The sequence below is a fragment of the Rubellimicrobium roseum genome, from assembly GCF_006152145.1.
Lineage (GTDB): Bacteria > Pseudomonadota > Alphaproteobacteria > Rhodobacterales > Rhodobacteraceae > Rubellimicrobium > Rubellimicrobium roseum.
Window position 1 is genome coordinate 1 of sequence record NZ_VDFV01000007.1, and the last position, 17,739, is coordinate 17,739.

The following is a 17,739-nucleotide window of genomic DNA, read 5'->3' on the forward strand; positions in this document are numbered from 1 at the left end:
GTTCCAGACCCGGCTGGGCCGGGAGGGGCGGTCCTCGAGCGCCTCAGGTCCTCCGGTCTGGTAGAGCTCGTACCAGCGGTAGAACGTGGCTCTCGGGATCCCGAGCTTCTCCAGGGTGCGCCTGACCGGCAGGTGTGACTGCTCGACCAGGCGGATGATCTCGGCCTTCTCGGATGCGGGGTACCTCATGCGTCGTCGCCCCCAGCCCCGCTCATGCTTTTTTTGAGCAGGCGGTTCTCGAGGGTGAGGTCGGCCACGACCTCCTTCAGGGCGCTGGCCTCGCGGCGGAGCTCCTTCACCTCGTCCGAGGTCGCGGCCCGGGCGGTGTCGCCCGCCAGCCTCTTCTTGCCGGCCTCGAGGAACTCCTTGGACCAGCCATAGTACATCGAGCTGCTGATCCCCTCGCGCCGGCACAGCTCGGCGATGCTGTCCTCCCCGCGCAAGCCCTCCAGCACGATGCGGATCTTCTCCTCGGCAGAGAACTGGCGGCGGGTGGCGCGCCGGATGTCCTTCAGGACGGCTTCAGCAGGAGCCTTCTTGGTTGGCCCGGATGTCTGCTTCATCTTCGCTCCTTGGCGGCTGCGATGAACCAGACATCCTCCTCTCACAAAACACCCCAGTATGTCTCATGGGCGCTGATCCGGGACAGACAGTCACCATGCAGGCCGACCACAGACAACGGAGCAGGACCCACGATGAGCTCATCCCCAACCATGGAAGACCTGCTGGCCGAGGAGGCGAGCCTCGTCCTTGACCGGTTCGATTATGCCTCCGCCTGGGATCTCGGGGTGCGCATCCGGAGCGTGGCATCCGAGCGGCGCTTGCCCATCGCTGTTGAGGTCTTCCATGGCACCGCGCCCGTGTTCTTTGCGCTGTTGCCCGGGGCCACGCCCGACAACAGCGAGTGGATCCGACGGAAGCGGGCCGTTGCCCTGCGCTTTCACCACAGCTCGCTCTACATGCGGCTTGCTTGCGAGAGCAAAGGCGTGACGCTCAGCGAGCGGTATGGCCTCCCCGAGACGGAGTTCGTGGCCAGCGGCGGGGCCGTGCCGATCTTTGTGCGCGACGTGGGTCTGGTGGGCGTTGCAACGGTGAGCGGGATCCCGGATGTCGAGGACCACCAGCTTGTCGTGTCCGCCATCCACGATCTTAGGGGCGGCTTCTAAGTTCAATTTTACCGACCTCACTGGTCAGATTTCGTGCTTCTTGACTTGGCGCTGCGGCGGGCGGAATGGCGGTACCAAGAAGCGGGCCTCCTCAGTGGAGAGTTGTTTGGGCAATGATCCTTGCCAGCTGGTGCCGAGCCTCGTGCTCCGTCCTGTAGCTTCCGCAGTGTTCACGACGACGTCGCCCGTCCACGGTGTAAATGACCGTCGGACAAGGCCCAGGCTGCACCTGAGCGATCTCCTCTTTGCCGCCATAACTACACGTCCATCTGTCGTCGCTCATGCGGATCCACGGCCGCGCCGGCCGAAGTCGCTCCAGAGCCTGCCGGAACTCCTTGGCCGAGCGAAAGCGCTGCTCGATGTCCGCGTGAGTTGCTTTGTTGATGAGACGTTTTAGCGCGGGGGGCACGTGGTCGGCGAAGCCGATCCGGGCGGCCAGCCTGCCTTCGCTGACAAGGCGTGGCCACTCGGGATCAGCGAGCACTGCGCCCAAGCTCGGCTGGTTATTCACCGCCCGGAGCAACGTCACCCCGGCCGCGTAAACATCGCTGGCCGCTGAGAACTCGTAACCGTTCGCTGCCTCGGGCGAGGCATGTGGATGATAGAAGCAAGCCGACGCCATGATCCCGCTCTCGGGGTGGATCACGGTTCCGAAGTCGGAGAGCTTCGCTACCGAGCCGGAAAGCATGATGTTGCCGGGCTTCACGTCGCGATGAACAATGCCCTTAGCGTGGGCGTGCTCAAGCGCGAACAGGACGTGCTTCATGTAGACCATGGAGTCGATCGCGGGCACGAAGCCGCGCATCAGCGCATCACCCAGTGATCCGCCTTCCAGAAGCTCCATTTCGATCAGGACCGCACCGTTAAGCACGTCGGCTGTGAGCACCTTCACCACATGATCGTGCGTGCAAAGGTATTGGGCCTGGGCCTCCACTATCTCTCGGTACGAAGAAGGATCTTCAACCCGAATCAGCTTCAAGGCCGAGTCTCGACCCAGGTGCAGGTTCCGGACGTGGTATACCTCACCGAATGCGCCGCGACCGAGCGGACGCACCACCTCGTATTTGTTCGGGATAGCCTGTCCGGCCTGCAGATTTACAGGAGCGAGTGCCAACATCAGAGGACCATCCAAGCTGCAAGGGCCGCATATTTGGCCCCGTCAGGCCAGCTATTCGGCCGGCAGGCGATGAGCTCATCGCAGGCCGCGAGCTTGTCGCCTTTGTAGCCCAGCGCCTTCGGAGTGAACGACTGCGATGTGAACTCGTGAGTCGGCAGCCCCTTCTCGAAGCCCAGCAGGTTGAGCACTCCGAACGGGAACACCAGATAGGCCATCTGGTCGGCGCTCTTGGCGTCCATCGACAATCGGTAAGCGAGCTGGTCGGGGTTGTTGGCCCCGATTACCTCGCCGAACGTCTGCCGAAAGAAGTGGGAGAGCGCCGCTCGGGATTGGCTCGGGTCGAACGGATCGCGGCCATGGGCGACGTAGATTGGCTGCGATTTCGACCCGCCAAGGGAGCAGTAATGCAGCTCCCCTTTTCTGAGATTGAATCCAAGAACCGTCAGAGGCGCGTTCTCCATAACTGTTGATGTCCGAAGCGGCCGCCCGGAATGGGCTCTAACCGCTCCGCCCAGGCTGGAGCTGCCCAGCCCGGGCGAGGCCGTGAGGTCCGGAGCGCCGCACCAGCGCTCTGTCACCTGTTGTGGTAGTTGGCCCCCGGTCAGAGCACCTGAAGGAAAACTCTTGACAGGGGGTGTGCATGCAAAGCCGCCGACTGTGCATGCTTATAGGTCGTTGGCAACCCGGCACTTTTAGTCAACACTCAGCTGCAGCCGCTCGTGCCGCCGCAGGTGTTGCACTTCATGCAGGTGCCGTTGCGCACCAGCGTGTAGTTGCCGCATTCGCCGCAGGGGTCGCCCTCGTAGCCCTGGATGCGGGCCTTGTCGCGGGCGCTGATCGTGCCGGTGGCGAGCGCCGTGGCCGAGGTCGAGGGCTCGTAGGTCGCGGCGGGCTCGGCCATGCTGGTCGCGGCGGCGATCAGGTCCTGAGGCAGGCGCTTGCGCAGGTAGCCGGTCGAGCTGATCTCCTTGAGGAGCCTGATCGACTGCGTCGCCACCCGGTCGGAGACGGGCGAGACGTTGCGCTCGGCCTCGCCCTGGCCCAGTTCGTCGAAGCTCGCGCCCTTGGGGGCGACATGGGCGAGGTCGGTGCGGTCGAGGTAGGAGATCGCCAGCTCGCGGAAGATGTAGTCGAGGATGGAGGTCGCCGACTTGATCGAGTCGTTGCCCTGCACCATGCCCGCGGGCTCGAAGCGGGTGAAGGTGAAGGCGTCCACGAACTCCTCGAGCGGCACGCCGTATTGAAGGCCGACAGAGACGGCGATGGCGAAGTTGTTCATCATCGCCCGGAAGCCCGCGCCTTCCTTGTGCATGTCGAGGAAGATCTCGCCCAAGCGGCCGTCGCCGTATTCACCGGTGCGGAGATAGACCTTGTGGCCGCCGATGATTGCCTTCTGGGTGTAGCCCTTGCGGCGGGCGGGCATCTTCTCGCGCTCGCGGGTGCGGACTTCGCGGACGACGATTTTCTCCACGATCTTCTCGGCCATCACGGCGACCTTCTCGGGCACCGAGCCGTTGGCCAGGATCTCCTCGGCCTCCTCGTCGCCGTCGATGAGGGCGGAGGCGAGGGGCTGCGAGAGCTTGGAGCCATCGCGGTACAGCGCGTTGGCCTTCACCCCCAGGCTCCAGGACAGCATGTAGGCGTCCTGGCAGTCCTTGATCGTCGCGCCGTTCGGCATGTTGATGGTCTTGGAGATGGCGCCCGAGATGAAGCTCTGCGCCGCGGCCATCATCGTGATGTGCGACTCAACCGACAGGAAACGCCGACCCTTCTTGCCGCAGGGGTTGGCGCAGTCGAAGACGGAAAGGTGCTCCTCGCGCAGGTAGGGCGCGCCTTCGAGCGTCATCGTCCCGCAGACATGGTCGTTGGCCGCGTCGATCTGCGCGCGGGTGAAGCCCAGGTGGCGCAGGAGGTCGAAGCCCGGGTCGTTGAGCTTGGCGGCCGGGATGCCCAGCGTCTTGGTGCAGAACTCCTCGCCCAGAGTCCACTGATTGAAGACGAAGCGGATGTCGAAGGCCTGGGGCAGGGCGGCTTCGATCTTCTCCAGCTCCTCGGGGCCGAAGCCGTGGCCGATCAGCGCCGTGTGGTTGATGCCGGGGGCGTTGCCGAGCGTGCGGTGGCCAACGGCGTAGGCGATGATCTCCTCGATCTCGGCGGGGGCGTAGCCCAGCTTGTCGAGCGCTGCGGGGACCGACTGGTTGATGATCTTGAAGTAGCCGCCGCCGGCGAGCTTCTTGAACTTCACCAGGGCGAAGTCGGGCTCGATGCCGGTGGTGTCGCAGTCCATGACGAGGCCGATGGTGCCCGTGGGCGCGATCACCGTCGTCTGGGCGTTGCGGAAGCCGTGGGCCTCGCCCAGGGTCAGCGCCTCGTCCCAGGCCTGCATGGCCAGTTCCGAGAGGCGGGCGTCGAGCACGTTGGCATGGTCGAGCGGCACGGGCTTGACGGCGAGGTTCTCGTAGCCCCCGGCTTGGCCATGGGCGGCGCGGCGGTGGTTGCGGATGACGCGCAGCATGGACTGGCGGTTGCGCTCGTAGCCCGCGAAGGGGCCTAGCTCGGCGGCGATCTCGGCGGAGGTGGCGTAGGCGGTGCCGGTCATGATGGCGGTCAGCGCGCCGCAGAGCGCCCGGCCCTCGGCCGAGTCGTAGCCCAGGCCCATGTTCATCAGGAGCCCGCCGATGTTGGCGTAGCCCAGGCCCAGCGTGCGGAAGTCGTAGGAAAGCTGCGCGATCTCCTTGGAGGGGAACTGCGCCATGGTCACGCTGATCTCGAGCGTGAGGGTCCAGAGCTTGACCGCGTGGATGTAGCGGGCCGCGTCGAACTCCTCGCCGTCCCAGAAGGTCAGGAGGTTGAGCGAGGCCAGGTTGCAGGCCGTGTCGTCCAGGAACATGTACTCCGAGCAGGGGTTCGAGCCCCGGATCGGGCCGTTGGCCGGGCAGGTATGCCAGGCGTTCACGGTGTCATGGAACTGGATGCCGGGATCGGCGCAGGCCCAGGCGGCGTGGCCGATCTGGTCCCACAGATCGCGGGCCTTGATCGACTTCGTGACCTTGCCGTCGCGGCGCGCCTTGAGCTGCCAGTCGCCGTCGGCCTCGACCGCGCGCAGGAAGGTGTCGGTGACGCGGATCGAGTTGTTCGAGTTCTGGCCCGAGACGGAGGCGTAGGCCTCGGAATCCCAGTCGGTGTCGTAGGTCGGGAACTCGATCGAGTCGAAGCCCTGGCGGGCGTAGTCGAGCACGCGCTTGATGTAGGTCTCGGGGATGGCCGAGCGCTTGGCGTCGCGGATGGCGGCCTTGAGGGCGGCGTTCTTGGCGGGCTCGTAGGCGTCGGCCGGTTCGCCGTCCCAGGCCTTGAGCGCGGCGAAGATGCCGTTGAGGCGCTTCTCGTGCATCTTGGAGCCGGCGACGATGGACGCCACCTTCTGCTCCTCGATGACCTTCCAGTTGATGAAGGCCTCGATGTCGGGGTGGTCGGCGTCGACGATCACCATCTTGGCCGCGCGGCGCGTGGTGCCGCCCGACTTGATCGCGCCCGCCGCGCGGTCGCCGATCTTAAGAAAGCCCATCAGGCCCGAGGAGCGGCCGCCGCCCGACAGCTTCTCGCCCTCGCCGCGGAGCGAGGAGAAGTTGGTGCCGGTGCCCGAGCCGTATTTGAAGAGCCGAGCCTCGCGCACCCAGAGGTCCATAATCCCGCCCTCGTTCACGAGGTCGTCCTGCACGGACTGGATGAAGCAGGCGTGAGGCTGCGGATGTTCGTAGGCCGACTGGGAGCGGACGAGCTCGCCCGTCTGGAAGTCGACGTAGTAGTGGCCCTGCGCCGGGCCGTCGATGCCATAGGCCCAGTGCAGGCCGGTGTTGAACCACTGCGGGCTATTCGGCGCGCCCATCTGGCGGGCCAGCATGTGCCGCATCTCGTCGTAATAGGCGCGGGCGTCGGTTTCGGCGGTGAAGTAGCCGCCCTTCCAGCCCCAGTAGGCCCAGGCCCCCGCAAGACGGTCGAAGACCTGGCGGGCCGAGGTTTCGCCGCCGAGAGTGGCGTCCTTGGCCGGGACCGAGCGGCGGAGCCAGAGGGGAACACCCTCTTCCTCGACGGGCGTGGTGGCCGAGGGGACGCCCGCCTTGCGGAAGTACTTCTGGGCGATCACGTCGGCCGCGACCTGCGACCAAGCTTCCGGCACTTCGAGCGTGTCGAGCTTGAAGACCGTGGTGCCGTCGGGATTGCGGATCTCCGAGGCGGTGGTGCGGAAAGAGATGCCCTCATAAGCATCCCGACCCTCGGTGGTGAATGCGCGTTCGATTTGCATCGTCCTGTCCTCCAAACATGGAAAACGAAGAGAGACGCTGCCGTCCAATGGACGACATTCGAGTGCTTTCCGCCCCGGTCCCTTGCTTCGCGTTTGTCCGTTCTGTCCCACCACATCTAGTGGGCAACTGCTTCGAGAACACAGACTGATGTATCCCGTTCCCGCTCGCAATGCTCTTTCTGTTGTGGAAAAGTCGCAGAAAGGCTTTGACTCAAGACCAGATCCGAGTCCGTGTGGATATCTCCGATTCTTACGGCAGCCGTCCCCAATCTTATCCACAGGAATGTGACCTGAGCGTCACAATCGGAGTGGAAATGAATTGTCCAAGGCGGGACTACGAAGGGCCGTGCAGCGCAGCTCCGGGTCCGTGATTACGGTCCGGCTGGATCAGAGCTGGTGCATGCGTGACGGCGGGCCCGAACGGACCGGGGCGAGGCGGCGTGCCGGGAATCGGGCGGTGTCGTCGGGTCAGAGGCGTTCCTAGCGCAGCTCGCGCTTGGCGAGGCCGGTCTCGACCAGAAGGCCACGGTCTCGCGCCTCGTAGTAGTAGCCGCGACGATACCAGTCGTAGGCCCGCTCGAGGTTGCCATTGGCGACGATCCAGGCGCCGCGCAGGTAGGCGCCGCCCCAGCGCAGGTTGGTGCGGGCGTCGAGGAGGCCCGAGTCGGGTCCCTCGTAGCCCATCGTCCGGGCGGTCTGGGGCGCGATCTGCATGAGTCCCAGGTAGGTGCCGTTGCGGGCGGCGGGATTATAGCCGCTCTCGACGCGGACCACGTGGTCCAGAAGCTCGGGCGGGATGTCGAGGGACTCGGCGGTCGTCTCGATCAGGGAGCGCATCTCGGCGGGGCCGCCGATCTCGACCGCCTGGGGTGCCTTCGCCGCGTCGCGCCCCGTGCCGCAGGCTGCAAGGGGGAGGAGCGCCAGGGCGAGCGCCGCCCGGCGAATGGCGAAGGAATTCATGGAGGCTCCGCTTGACTGTCCGGTGCGGACGCTAACCAAGAACGGTCAGCGCGCAAGCGGCCTAGCGGCGCCGACCCACGCCCAAGGCGTCCAGTTCGGCTTCAATCCGCTCATCGCCGGCCCGCGCCGCCTTGAGCGCGTCGAAGCGGGCGCGCAGAGCGGCCTTCTCGTCGCCCTGGCAATCGGTCCAGGGCCGGTCCTGCAGGGCCATGTGCAGGACGTAGTAGCCGATGAAGTGAGGCCGCTCGCCGGTCGCGAGGAGCCGGGCATAGGCGGCGTCCGCGCCTAGAGCGCAAAGCTCCTCGGCCGATTCGATGCCGGCGCGGCGGAACGCGGCCTCGGTGGCGGGCCCCAGGTTGCGCAGGGAGGAGATCGCGCTCATGCGGGCGCCTTCGTGAGGGTGGAAAGGGATGGCCGGCGCTCGGCACCGTTGCGAGGGCGTCGTCGCCCCGGCCGCCAGTGATCCCGGACACGGCCCGAGGGAGAGGCGGGCCGCTGTGGGTCCGGGACAGAAGGTCAGATGCTGGCGTAGTCGCGGAACACGATCGCCGCGCCCGAGCCGTCGCCGAAGGCGGCCTGCACCGGAGCCCGCGGAGAGGCGGAACGGGACGCTCCGGGTTGGGACAGGCGCGCGCCCGAGGCGCCGGACTGGTCGGCCCCGGCCTGTTCGGCGCCTGGCTGCGCGGCGATCTGCGCATTCGACATGATGGGTCGTCCTCTGCTCGTGTGGGTCGGGCTGTCTTCCCGATCTGGTGGTTTCCGGACAAGGCTTGCTTCCTCGCCTTGACTTGCAATGTGGGGTGTGTCGGGCGGTCTGCGGAGATCCATGTTTACGTGAGCCTGCGGGGCGTGGCGGGCTCGCCACAGCGGCGGAAGGCGTTGCATCCTTTGGGGAAGCCTGCGACACAATCCTGTGAAGGCGGGAGGAACCGGCGGCGACCCGTCACAAGGGCGCCGGTCGGCGTGGGCCCATCGGTCGTGGCGATCATCGACGGCCCGACCGATGTCTGAAGGAATGGGAGAGCGGGCATGAAACTGTTGCGCCATGGCGAGCGCGGCTCGGAGCGGCCGGGCCTTGTGCATGAGGACGGCACGATCCGGGACCTGTCGGGCGTGGTCCCCGACATCGCGGGGGCGGTGCTGTCCGACCAAGGGCTGCAGGCGATCCGGGCCGTGGACCCGTCGAGCCTGCCGGTCGTGGATGCGGCCACGCGCCTGGGCCCCTGCGTGGGCGGCACGGGCAAGTTCATCTGCATCGGGCTCAACTACGCCGACCACGCGGCCGAGTCGGGGCTTCAGGTGCCGCCCGAGCCCGTGATCTTCATGAAGGCCACCTCGGCCATCTGCGGGCCCAACGACCCGATCCTGATCCCGCGCGGCAGCCAGAAGACCGACTGGGAGGTCGAGCTGGCGGTCATCATCGGCCGGCACGCAAAGTACGTCAGCGAGGACGAAGCGCTGTCCCATGTGGCGGGCTACGCGGTGGCCAACGACGTCTCCGAGCGGGCTTTCCAGGCCGAGCGGGCGGGGCAGTGGACCAAGGGCAAGTCGTGCGACAACTTCGGCCAGCTCGGGCCCTGGCTTGTGACGCGCGACGAGGTCGCGGACCCGCAGGACCTGTCCATGTGGTGCCGCGTGAACGGCGAGACCAAGCAGGACGGCTCCACCCGCACCATGGTCTACGGCGTGGCTCATCTGGTGAGCTACCTGAGCCAGTTCATGAGCCTGCATCCGGGCGACGTGATCTCGACCGGGACGCCGCCGGGCGTGGGCCTGGGGCAGAAGCCGCCGCAGTTCCTGAAGGTCGGCGACGTCGTGGAACTGGGCATCAGGGGCTTGGGCGAGCAGCGGCAGGTCTGCGAGCCGGACGCCTGAGGGCGCGCAGCCATGGACCTGATCGACACCCACCTGCACCTGATCGACCGGAGCGTCACGGGCCACGCCTGGACGCACCGGGTGCCGCCGCTCCAGCGGGATTTTCCGCTGGAGGAGGCGCTGGATCTCTACGGCGGGCGGGTCAGGGGGGCGATCTTCATGGAGGTCGCGGCGCTCGACTGGAAGGCCGAGTCGCGCTGGGTCGCGTCGCTTATCCGCGAGGGGCGGCTCCTGGGGCAGATCGCCAACTGCCGGCCCGAGACGGACGAGGGCTTCGAGGCCTGGCTGGAGGAAGGGCGCGATCTCGGGGTCGTGGGTTGGCGGCGCATCCTGCACGAGGACGTGGCCGAGGACGTGTCGCTGCACGAGGGCTTCCGTGCCAACGTGCGGAGGATCGGGCGGGCCGGGTATCCCTTCGACATCAACGTTCTGGGGCGCACCCTTCATCTGGCGCGCGACCTCGCGCGGGCCTGCCCCGACATGACCTTCGTGCTCGACCATTGCGGCACGCCGGATATCGCGGGCGGCCAGTGGAACATATGGGCAGAGGGGCTGCGGGAGGTCGCGGCCTGCCCCAACGTGAACGTGAAACTGTCGGGGATCAGCGCCTATGCCGCGCCGGGCACGGCCTCGCTGGAGTCGCTGCGGCCGTGGATCGACCATGTGGTCGAGACCTTCACGCCCGCGCGGATGGTCTGGGGATCGGACTGGCCGGTGGCGAACCTGGGGCTCGGGATGGAGGGGTGGCTGTCGGTGACCCGGGCCGTGCTGGGCGACCTGTCCGCGAACGAGCAGGAAATGATCGGATACCGGAACGCGGAGCGACTCTACAGCGTCGCGCTGCCGGCAGCCTGATCTTGCGCTGGATCAAGGCGGGCCTGCCTGGGCGGTCCTAGAAGGAGCGTGACGGGTCGTCCGACGGGAGCCGCGGGCCATGAACACCTCGACCATCCTTGCCGCGCTGGCGATCTGGGCCGCGATGGCCGTCTGTGCCGTCGCCAATGGCATCCTGCGGGAGACCGCCCTCGTTCCGGCCCTCGGCGCGGGCCTGGCACGGCCCCTGAGCGCTGCGATGCTTGTGGGCGTCGTGCTTGGTCTGACCTGGGTCTTCCTGCGATGGCAGGGGCCGCTTTCCGCGGGTGCTCTCTGGGGGATCGGGGCCGCCTGGGTCGTGGGGACGCTGGTCTTCGAGACCGGGGTCGGTCGGACGGAAGGGCGGAGCTGGACCGAGATCGCCGCGAACTACGATCCGACACAGCCGACGCTCTGGGTCTGGGTCGTGGTCTTCATCCTTGCGGCGCCGTTCCTCGTGGCCCAGTTGATGCGCTGAAGGCCGGGGCGGCGGATCACTCCGCCGCCTGCGCATACTCCTCGACCGGCGGGCAGGTGCAGACGAGGTTGCGGTCGCCGTAGGCGTTATCCACCCGGCCCACGGGCGGCCAGTACTTGTCCACCCGGAAGGCGCCCGGCGGGAAGCAGCCCTGTTCGCGCGTGTAGGGGCGGTCCCAGTCGGCCACCAGATCCTCGACGGTGTGAGGGGCGCGGCGGAGGGGGGATTCCTCGGCCTTCTGGTCGCCGTTCTCGATGGCGCGGATCTCCTCGCGGATCGCGAGGAGCGCCGCGAGGAAGCGGTCGATCTCGGCCTTGGGCTCGGACTCCGTGGGCTCGACCATCAGGGTGCCGGCGACGGGCCAGCTCATGGTGGGGGCGTGGAAGCCGTTGTCGATGAGGCGCTTAGCGATGTCGTCCACGGTAACGCCATGGGCCGCGAAGGGCCGGGTGTCGAGGATGCACTCGTGCGCCACACGGCCCCGATTGCCCGCAAAGAGAATCGGGTAAGCCCCCCGGAGCCGGGCCGCTACGTAATTGGCGTTCAGGATCGCCACCTTGGTCGCCTGCGCGAGGCCCGCGCCGCCCATCAGCAGGCAGTAGGCCCAGGAGATGAGCAGGATCGAGGCCGAGCCGTAGGGGGCGGCGCTGACGGCCCCGGCCTCTCCGGTCTGGGGATCGGAGGGGAGATGCGGCGCGAGGTGCGCCTTGACGCCGATCGGGCCCATGCCGGGGCCGCCGCCGCCGTGCGGGATGGCGAAGGTCTTGTGGAGGTTGAGGTGCGAGACGTCCGCGCCGACCTCGCCGGGCTTCACGAGGCCCACGAGGGCGTTCATGTTCGCGCCATCAAGGTAAACCTGCCCGCCGTGCTGGTGGGTGATCTGGCAGACCTCGCGCAGCGTGTCCTCGAAGACGCCATGCGTCGACGGATAGGTGATCATGCAGGCGGCGAGGCGGGGGCCGGCGGCCTCGGCCTTGGCGCGGAAGTCGTCGAGGTCGATGTCGCCGTTGGGGGCCGTCTTCGTGACCACCACCTCCATCCCCGCCATCTGCGCCGAGGCAGGGTTGGTGCCGTGGGCCGAGACGGGGATGAGGCAGACCGTCCGGTCATGGTCGCCGTTCGCGCGGTGATAGGCGCGGATGGTCAGGAGCCCCGCGTATTCCCCCTGCGCGCCGGAGTTGGGCTGCATGGAGAAAGCCTCGTAGCCGGTGATCTCGCAGAGCTTCCGGCTCAGGTCCTCGATCGCCTCGTGGTAGCCTTGCGCCTGGTCGCGCGGCGCGAAGGGGTGGAGGTGCGCGAACTCGGGCCAGGTGAGCGGCATCATCTCGGCTGCCGCGTTCAGCTTCATGGTACAGGAGCCGAGCGGGATCATCGCCCGGTCGAGCGCGAGGTCGCGGTCCGAGAGGCGGCGCATGTAGCGCATCATCTCGGATTCCGCCCGGTTCATGTGGAACACCGGATGCGTCAGGTAATCGCTTGACCGCAGCAGGTTTTCGGGGATCGCAGGCATCCCCCGGTGCGGGGCGGCGGCGTCGATGCCGAAGGCGCGCAGGACACGGAGGAGCACGTTCTCGTCGGTGGTCTCGTCGAGCGAGATGCCCACGCGATCGGTGCCGATCCGGCGGAGGTTCAGCCCCTCGGCCCGCGCGGCGGCGAGGATGCCGGCCTGGCCCACGCCGACCTCGACGGTCAGGGTGTCGAAGAAGTGCTCGGGCGACACCTTGGCCCCGGCGGCGCGCAGCGCGCGCGACAGGCGCTGAGTCTGGAGGTGTACCCGCTCGGCGATGGCGCGCAGGCCCTTGGGGCCGTGGAAGACGGCGTACATCGAGGCCATGACGGCGAGGAGCGCCTGCGCGGTGCAGACGTTCGAGGTCGCCTTCTCGCGTCGGATGTGCTGCTCGCGCGTCTGGAGCGCAAGGCGGTAGGCGCGGTTGCCACGGCTGTCAACCGAGACGCCGACGATGCGACCGGGCATGGACCGCTTGAGCGCGTCGCGGCAGGACAGGAAGGCGGCATGCGGGCCGCCGTAGCCCATCGGCACGCCGAAGCGCTGGGCCGAGCCGACAGCTATGTCGGCGCCCATCGCGCCGGGCTCCTTGAGGAGCGTGAGCGCGAGGAGGTCGGTGGCGACGACGGCGAGCGCCTGCGCTTCGTGGAGCCGGGCGATGTCGGCGGACAGGTCGCGGGCATGGCCAAAGGTGCCGGGATACTGGAAGATCGCGCCGAAGACCCTTGACGGATCGAGCGCCTCTGCCGGCCCTTCGATCACTTCGATCGCCAAAGGCTCGGCGCGGGTGCGGATCACGGCCTTGATCTGCGGGTGCAGGTCGTCGGCCACGAAGAAGGCGCGGGCCTTCGACTTGGCGCTGCGCTCGGCCATTGTCATGGCCTCGGCGGCGGCGGTGGCCTCGTCGAGGAGCGAGGCGTTGGCGACGGGCAGGCCCGTCAGGTCCGCCACCACCGTCTGGAAGTTCAGGAGCGCCTCGAGACGCCCCTGCGCGATCTCGGGCTGGTAGGGGGTGTAGGCGGTGTACCAGGCGGGATTTTCCAGGATGTTCCGCTGGATGGCGGGCGGCGTAAAGGTGCCGTGGTAGCCTTGGCCGATGAGCGAGGTCATCACCCGGTTCCGGCCCGCGACCTCGCGCATCCGCCCGAGCAGCTCCCGTTCGGTCAGGGGTGCCCAGGACAGGGGCGCGTCCTGCCGGATCGAGGGCGGCACCGTCTCGTCGATCAACGCGTCGAGGCTGGGGGCGCCCACGGCCCGCAGCATCTCCTCCATCTCGGAGGGCGACGGGCCGATGTGGCGGCGGTTCGCGAAGTCGTCGGGGTCGTAGGCCGTGGGCTGCCAGGCGGTCATGCGATCTGGTCCTGATACTCGTCCTCGTCCATGAAGTCGTCGAGCACGGTCATGTCGTCGACGCGGATCTTGAAGAACCAGCCCTCGCCCAGAGGATCGTCGTTCACCAGGCCGGGGTTGGCGGTGAGCTTGGGGTTGACCTCGACGATCTCGCCGTCGACGGGGGCGAGGATGTCCGAGGCGGCCTTGACGCTCTCGATCACCACGACCTCGTCGCCCTGCGCGACCATGGCGTCGACCTCGGGCAGCTCGACGAAGACGATGTCGCCGAGCTCCTTGGCGGCGTGCTCGGTGATGCCCACGACGATCAGGTCGCCCTCGGGGCGGAGCCATTCGTGGTCTTCGGTGAACTTCATGCAGGGGCCTCAGCGCTTGAAGGAGGAAGGAACGAAGGGAAGGGGCGCGACCGTCACGGGGAGCGGCTTGCCTCGAACCTCGCCGGTAAGGGTCGTGCCGGGGGCCGCGAGTTGGGCGTCCACGTAGGCCATCGCGACGGGGGCACCGACCGACGGGCCGAAGCCGCCGGAGGTGACGCGTCCGGCGTGGCCCTCGGGACCTGACAGCTCCACGCCCGCACGCATGGGGGCACGGCCCTCGGGGCGAAGGCCCACGCGGACGCGCCGCACGCCGAGGTCGATCTGCCGCAGGATACGGTCGGCGCCGGGAAACCCGCCGACGCGGGCGCCCCCCGTTCGGCGGGCCTTGCCGATGGACCAGCCAAGCCCGGCCTCGACGGGGCTGGTGGTGCGGTCGATGTCCTGCCCGTAGAGCGGAAGCCCGGCTTCGAGACGAAGCGAGTCGCGGGCACCCAGGCCCGCAGGCTTCACGCCGGGCTGGGCGAGGAGGGCAGTGGCGAAGGCCTCGGCGGCCGAGAGCGGGACCGAGATCTCGAACCCGTCCTCGCCGGTGTAGCCCGAACGCGAGATCCAGAACGCGCCCCCGTCCCGCCCGATCTCGCGCGAGTCCATGAAGCGCAGGGTCTCCACGCCGGGCAGGAGCGCTGCGAGCGCCGCCTCGGCGCCGGGGCCCTGGAGCGCGAGGAGCGCGCGGTCGGTGACCTCGATCACCTCGGCCCGCGCGAGCCCATCACGCAGATGGGCGAGGTCGGCCTCGCGCATGGAAGCGTTGACGACCACGAGGAAATGGTCCCCGCGATGGGCCACCATGAGGTCGTCGCGGATGCCCCCCGCGTCGTCGGTGAAGAGCGCATAGCGCTGCCGACCCTCGGACAGGCCGCAGATGTCGGCGGGGACCAGCGCCTCGAGGCAGCGGGCGAGCTGGTCGATCCCGTCGCGGGGGCGCAGGAGCACCTGACCCATGTGGCTCACGTCGAAGAGGCTTGCCCCCGCGCGGGTGTGCAGGTGCTCGGCCATGACGCCGGCGGCGTACTGCACCGGCATCTCCCAGCCGGCGAAGGGCACGAGCCGCGCCCCCTGCGCCACATGCAGGTCGTGGAGCGGCAAGCGTCTGAGCGGTGCGGAATGAGCGTCGTCCACGCGCCTCCCCCTGTTTTCCGGGCGCCGTCCTGTCCCTTAGGCGTAGCGCCGCGGGCCGGCGGGTGGCAAGTGGCTCGCCGGGCCGGATCGGGCAAGAGTTCGTCGCGCCTCCGGGACAATCTGCGGCTGAAAGTTCTCATCTAGGGAGGAATTCGCACTTGACAGCTCAGTCGCGCAACGTCCTTGCATTTCGTTCTTTTGGCACGCTCGACTTTGCGAGCCGATTCCGCGCCCGCCGTAATAAATCCCGTGGCGTCACGGGAGTTTGCGGGAGAGCAGGGCCATGAAGATCGTCATCCTTGGCGCGGGCGTCATCGGCGTCACCTCGGCCTGGTACCTGTCGCAGGCGGGGCATGAGGTCGTGGTGCTGGACCGCCAGCCCGCTCCGGCGCGGGAGACGAGCTTCGCCAATGCCGGCGAGGTGAGTCCCGGCTACTCGGCCCCCTGGGCTGCGCCGGGCATCCCGCTCAAGGCGATGAAATGGATGTTCCAGAAGCACGCGCCGCTCGTCGTGGGCCTCAGGCCCGATGTGGCGAAGCTGTCTTGGCTGGCCCGGATGCTCGCGAACTGCACGCCCGAGGCCTACAAGGCGAACAAGGCGCGGATGGTGCGGCTGGCCGAGTACTCCCGCGACTGCCTGGAAGGGCTGCGGTCCGAGACGGGCATCGCCTATGACGAGCGGACGCAGGGGACGCTCCAGCTCTTCCGCACCGAGGCGCAGGTCGAGGCGGCCGGGAAGGACATTGCCGTGCTGCGCGAGGGCGGCGTGGCCTTCGAAGTGCTGGACGCCGAGGGTTGCCGGGCCGCCGAGCCGGGGCTGCGCGCCGCCAGGGGGCCGATCGCGGGCGGGCTGCGGCTGCCGGGCGACGAGACGGGCGACTGCTTCAAGTTCACCACGCGGCTCGCTGATCTGGCGGCGGCGCAGGGCGTCGAGTTCCGCTGGGGCGTGGGCGTCGAGCGGCTGGTCGTCGAAGGCGGCCGGGTGCGCGGGGCCGTGACCTCGGAAGGCATAGTGACGGGCGATGCCGTGGTCGTGGCTCTGGGCAGCTACTCGCCCGCGCTGGTGAAGGGGCTGGGGCTCGACCTGCCGGTCTATCCCGTGAAGGGCTATTCGCTGACGCTGCCCGTGGTGGACGAGGCGCTCGCGCCGGTCTCCACCGTCATGGACGAGACCCACAAGGTGGCGATCACCCGGCTGGGGGACCGCATCCGGGTGGGCGGGCTGGCCGAGATCGCGGGCTTCGACCTGTCGCTGAAGGCCGCGCGCCGGGCGACTCTGGAGCATTCGCTGGGCGGACTCTTCGGCGGCGCGGGCGACCTGAGCCGGGTCGAGTTCTGGTGCGGGCTGCGCCCCATGACGCCGGACGGGACACCGGTGGTGGGTCGGACCCCGGTGCCAGGGCTGTTCCTCAACACCGGGCACGGCACACTGGGCTGGACGATGGCGGCGGGCTCGGGCCGGGTGCTGGCGGACATCGTGTCGGGCCGGCGGTCCGAGATCGAGACGGCCGACCTCGGCATCGCGCGCTACGGACGCGAGGCGGGCAGGGCAGGGACGCTGGTGCCGGCGCGGGCCTGAATCAGAGCAGGTCCCACAGGAACCGCGCCGAGACGAACAGGAGGAACAGGCCAAAGGCCGTTTCCAGTTGGCGGCGGCTCAGGCGGTGGGCGAGCGCCACGCCGAGCCGCGTGGTCACGAGCGTCGTGGGCACGGTCGCCAAGAACGTGAGCCAGGAGACGTAGCCCGTGGCGTCGAGCGGCAGGCCCGGCTTGCCCCAACCGGCATAGACGTAGCCCAGGGTGGCGGGGAACGCGATCAGCACCCCCGCGCCCGCGCCCGTGGACACCGCGCGGTGGATGGGGACGCCGTGGAGCGTCAGGATCAGGTTGGTGATCGCGCCGCCGCCGATGCCCATGAGCGCCGACAGGACCCCGGTGATGGCGCCGTAGGCTCGAAGCGCCCACTTGCCCGGCAGGCTGTCGCGGACCCGCCAGCCCTCGCCCCCGAGGAGGAGCTTGGCGGCGTTCACGCCCGCCACGCCCACGAAGACGACCTTGAACACCCAAGGGTCGGCGATGCGGGCGATCAACGCGCCCAAGACGACCCCCAAGATCACGGGGACGATCCAGACCCGCAGGAGCGCGGTGTCTACCGTGCCGCGCCGGAGATGCGCGCGCGCCGAGAGGAACGAGGTCGGGATGATGACCGCGAGCGAGGTGCCCACGGCGAGCGGCATCCGCACCTCGTCGGACAGGCCGATGACACCGAAGGCCTGGTAGAAAACCGGGACCGAGATGGCTCCGCCGCCGATCCCGAAAAGTCCCGCCAGGAATCCGATCACCGTCCCGGCGGCCAAAAGCGCCACCAGCATCGGCAGGACGTCGACGAAGAGGTCGGTGAGGGTTTCCATCGTGGGCATCCGGGGCTCCAGCAGCGGGTCGCGGCTTGGTAGGCCCGTTGGGATGCAGGCGCAACGAGGCCCGACCCCGCGGGACGGGTCCCGCATGCCTCGGGGGTGGCGGCCCCCGAGCGGCTTGCCGTCAGCATGGCACGAGAGGGTTAAGGAACGGTTGAGACCGTTCCAGGGGTTGTGACGCCGTGCCCCGGTGACGGCGTCGCAGCGGCAGGGTAGAC

15 protein-coding genes and 1 pseudogene are annotated in these 17,739 nt (G+C 68.4%); 5 read left to right on the plus strand and 11 right to left on the minus strand.

The annotated features are described in order from the left end of the window. Positions 1-563: pseudogene (locus FHG71_RS07825) on the minus strand (transposase); the annotation flags it as partial. A 132-nt stretch (positions 564-695) separates the two neighbouring features. On the opposite strand from FHG71_RS07825, the gene FHG71_RS07830 reads away from it, so the two are divergent. Then, entirely contained in the window at positions 696-1,166 is a 471-nt protein-coding gene (locus tag FHG71_RS07830; protein WP_139081080.1) for a heme-degrading domain-containing protein, read from the plus strand. A gap of 91 nt (positions 1,167-1,257) precedes the next feature. On the opposite strand, the gene FHG71_RS07835 is transcribed toward FHG71_RS07830, so the two are convergent. The 6 genes from FHG71_RS07835 to FHG71_RS07860 form a co-directional block, all read right to left on the minus strand. Continuing rightward, positions 1,258-2,283, minus strand: a complete 1,026-nt coding sequence (locus tag FHG71_RS07835; protein WP_139081081.1) for a serine/threonine-protein kinase — start codon at positions 2,281-2,283, stop codon at positions 1,258-1,260. Then, positions 2,283-2,744 (minus strand): hypothetical protein, encoded by a 462-nt coding sequence (locus FHG71_RS07840; RefSeq protein ID WP_139081082.1) that lies wholly within the window; start codon positions 2,742-2,744, stop codon positions 2,283-2,285. The genes FHG71_RS07835 and FHG71_RS07840 overlap by 1 nt, the downstream gene beginning before the upstream one ends. Before the next feature lie 242 nt (positions 2,745-2,986). Beyond that, on the minus strand, positions 2,987-6,586 hold the full coding sequence (locus FHG71_RS07845; protein WP_139081083.1) for a vitamin B12-dependent ribonucleotide reductase: 3,600 nt from the start codon (positions 6,584-6,586) through the stop codon (positions 2,987-2,989). 480 nt (positions 6,587-7,066) lie between these two features. Next, on the minus strand, positions 7,067-7,546 hold the full coding sequence (locus tag FHG71_RS07850; RefSeq protein WP_139081084.1) for a lytic transglycosylase domain-containing protein: 480 nt from the start codon (positions 7,544-7,546) through the stop codon (positions 7,067-7,069). A gap of 61 nt (positions 7,547-7,607) precedes the next feature. Next, entirely contained in the window at positions 7,608-7,928 is a 321-nt protein-coding gene (locus FHG71_RS07855) for a TfoX/Sxy family DNA transformation protein (RefSeq protein WP_139081085.1), read from the minus strand. Positions 7,929-8,062: 134 nt separating this feature from the next. Next, positions 8,063-8,251 (minus strand): hypothetical protein, encoded by a 189-nt coding sequence (locus FHG71_RS07860; protein ID WP_139081086.1) that lies wholly within the window; start codon positions 8,249-8,251, stop codon positions 8,063-8,065. A gap of 324 nt (positions 8,252-8,575) precedes the next feature. Between FHG71_RS07860 and FHG71_RS07865 the strand changes: the two genes are divergently transcribed. The 3 genes from FHG71_RS07865 to FHG71_RS07875 all read left to right on the plus strand — a co-directional run bounded on the left by FHG71_RS07865 (position 8,576) and on the right by FHG71_RS07875 (position 10,751). Then, positions 8,576-9,421: a fumarylacetoacetate hydrolase family protein gene (locus tag FHG71_RS07865; protein WP_139081087.1), complete on the plus strand. Its 846-nt coding sequence runs from the start codon at positions 8,576-8,578 to the stop codon at positions 9,419-9,421. 12 nt (positions 9,422-9,433) lie between these two features. Further along, entirely contained in the window at positions 9,434-10,276 is an 843-nt protein-coding gene (locus FHG71_RS07870) for an amidohydrolase family protein (RefSeq protein WP_139081088.1), read from the plus strand. A 79-nt stretch (positions 10,277-10,355) separates the two neighbouring features. Then, positions 10,356-10,751, plus strand: coding sequence for a hypothetical protein (locus FHG71_RS07875; protein WP_139081089.1), 396 nt, complete (start codon positions 10,356-10,358; stop codon positions 10,749-10,751). 16 nt (positions 10,752-10,767) lie between these two features. On the opposite strand, the gene gcvP is transcribed toward FHG71_RS07875, so the two are convergent. From gcvP to gcvT, 3 genes are read right to left on the minus strand one after another with little or no spacing between them, the layout of a single operon-like run. After that, entirely contained in the window at positions 10,768-13,608 is a 2,841-nt protein-coding gene (gene gcvP / locus FHG71_RS07880) for an aminomethyl-transferring glycine dehydrogenase (RefSeq protein WP_139081090.1), read from the minus strand. Next, positions 13,605-13,964 (minus strand): glycine cleavage system protein GcvH, encoded by a 360-nt coding sequence (gene gcvH, locus FHG71_RS07885; protein ID WP_139081091.1) that lies wholly within the window; start codon positions 13,962-13,964, stop codon positions 13,605-13,607. The genes gcvP and gcvH overlap by 4 nt, the downstream gene beginning before the upstream one ends. Before the next feature lie 9 nt (positions 13,965-13,973). Further along, positions 13,974-15,104, minus strand: coding sequence for a glycine cleavage system aminomethyltransferase GcvT (gcvT, locus tag FHG71_RS07890; protein ID WP_139081092.1), 1,131 nt, complete (start codon positions 15,102-15,104; stop codon positions 13,974-13,976). Between the two features lie 283 nt (positions 15,105-15,387). Between gcvT and FHG71_RS07895 the strand changes: the two genes are divergently transcribed. Then, entirely contained in the window at positions 15,388-16,683 is a 1,296-nt protein-coding gene (locus FHG71_RS07895) for a D-amino acid dehydrogenase (RefSeq protein ID WP_139081093.1), read from the plus strand. Between the two features lies 1 nt (position 16,684). Here the strand turns inward: FHG71_RS07895 and FHG71_RS07900 are convergent, their stop codons facing one another. Beyond that, the gene (locus FHG71_RS07900) at positions 16,685-17,515 is read right to left on the minus strand and encodes a sulfite exporter TauE/SafE family protein (RefSeq protein WP_139081128.1); all 831 of its coding nucleotides are present in this window, start codon (positions 17,513-17,515) and stop codon (positions 16,685-16,687) included. Positions 17,516-17,739 lie beyond the last annotated feature (224 nt).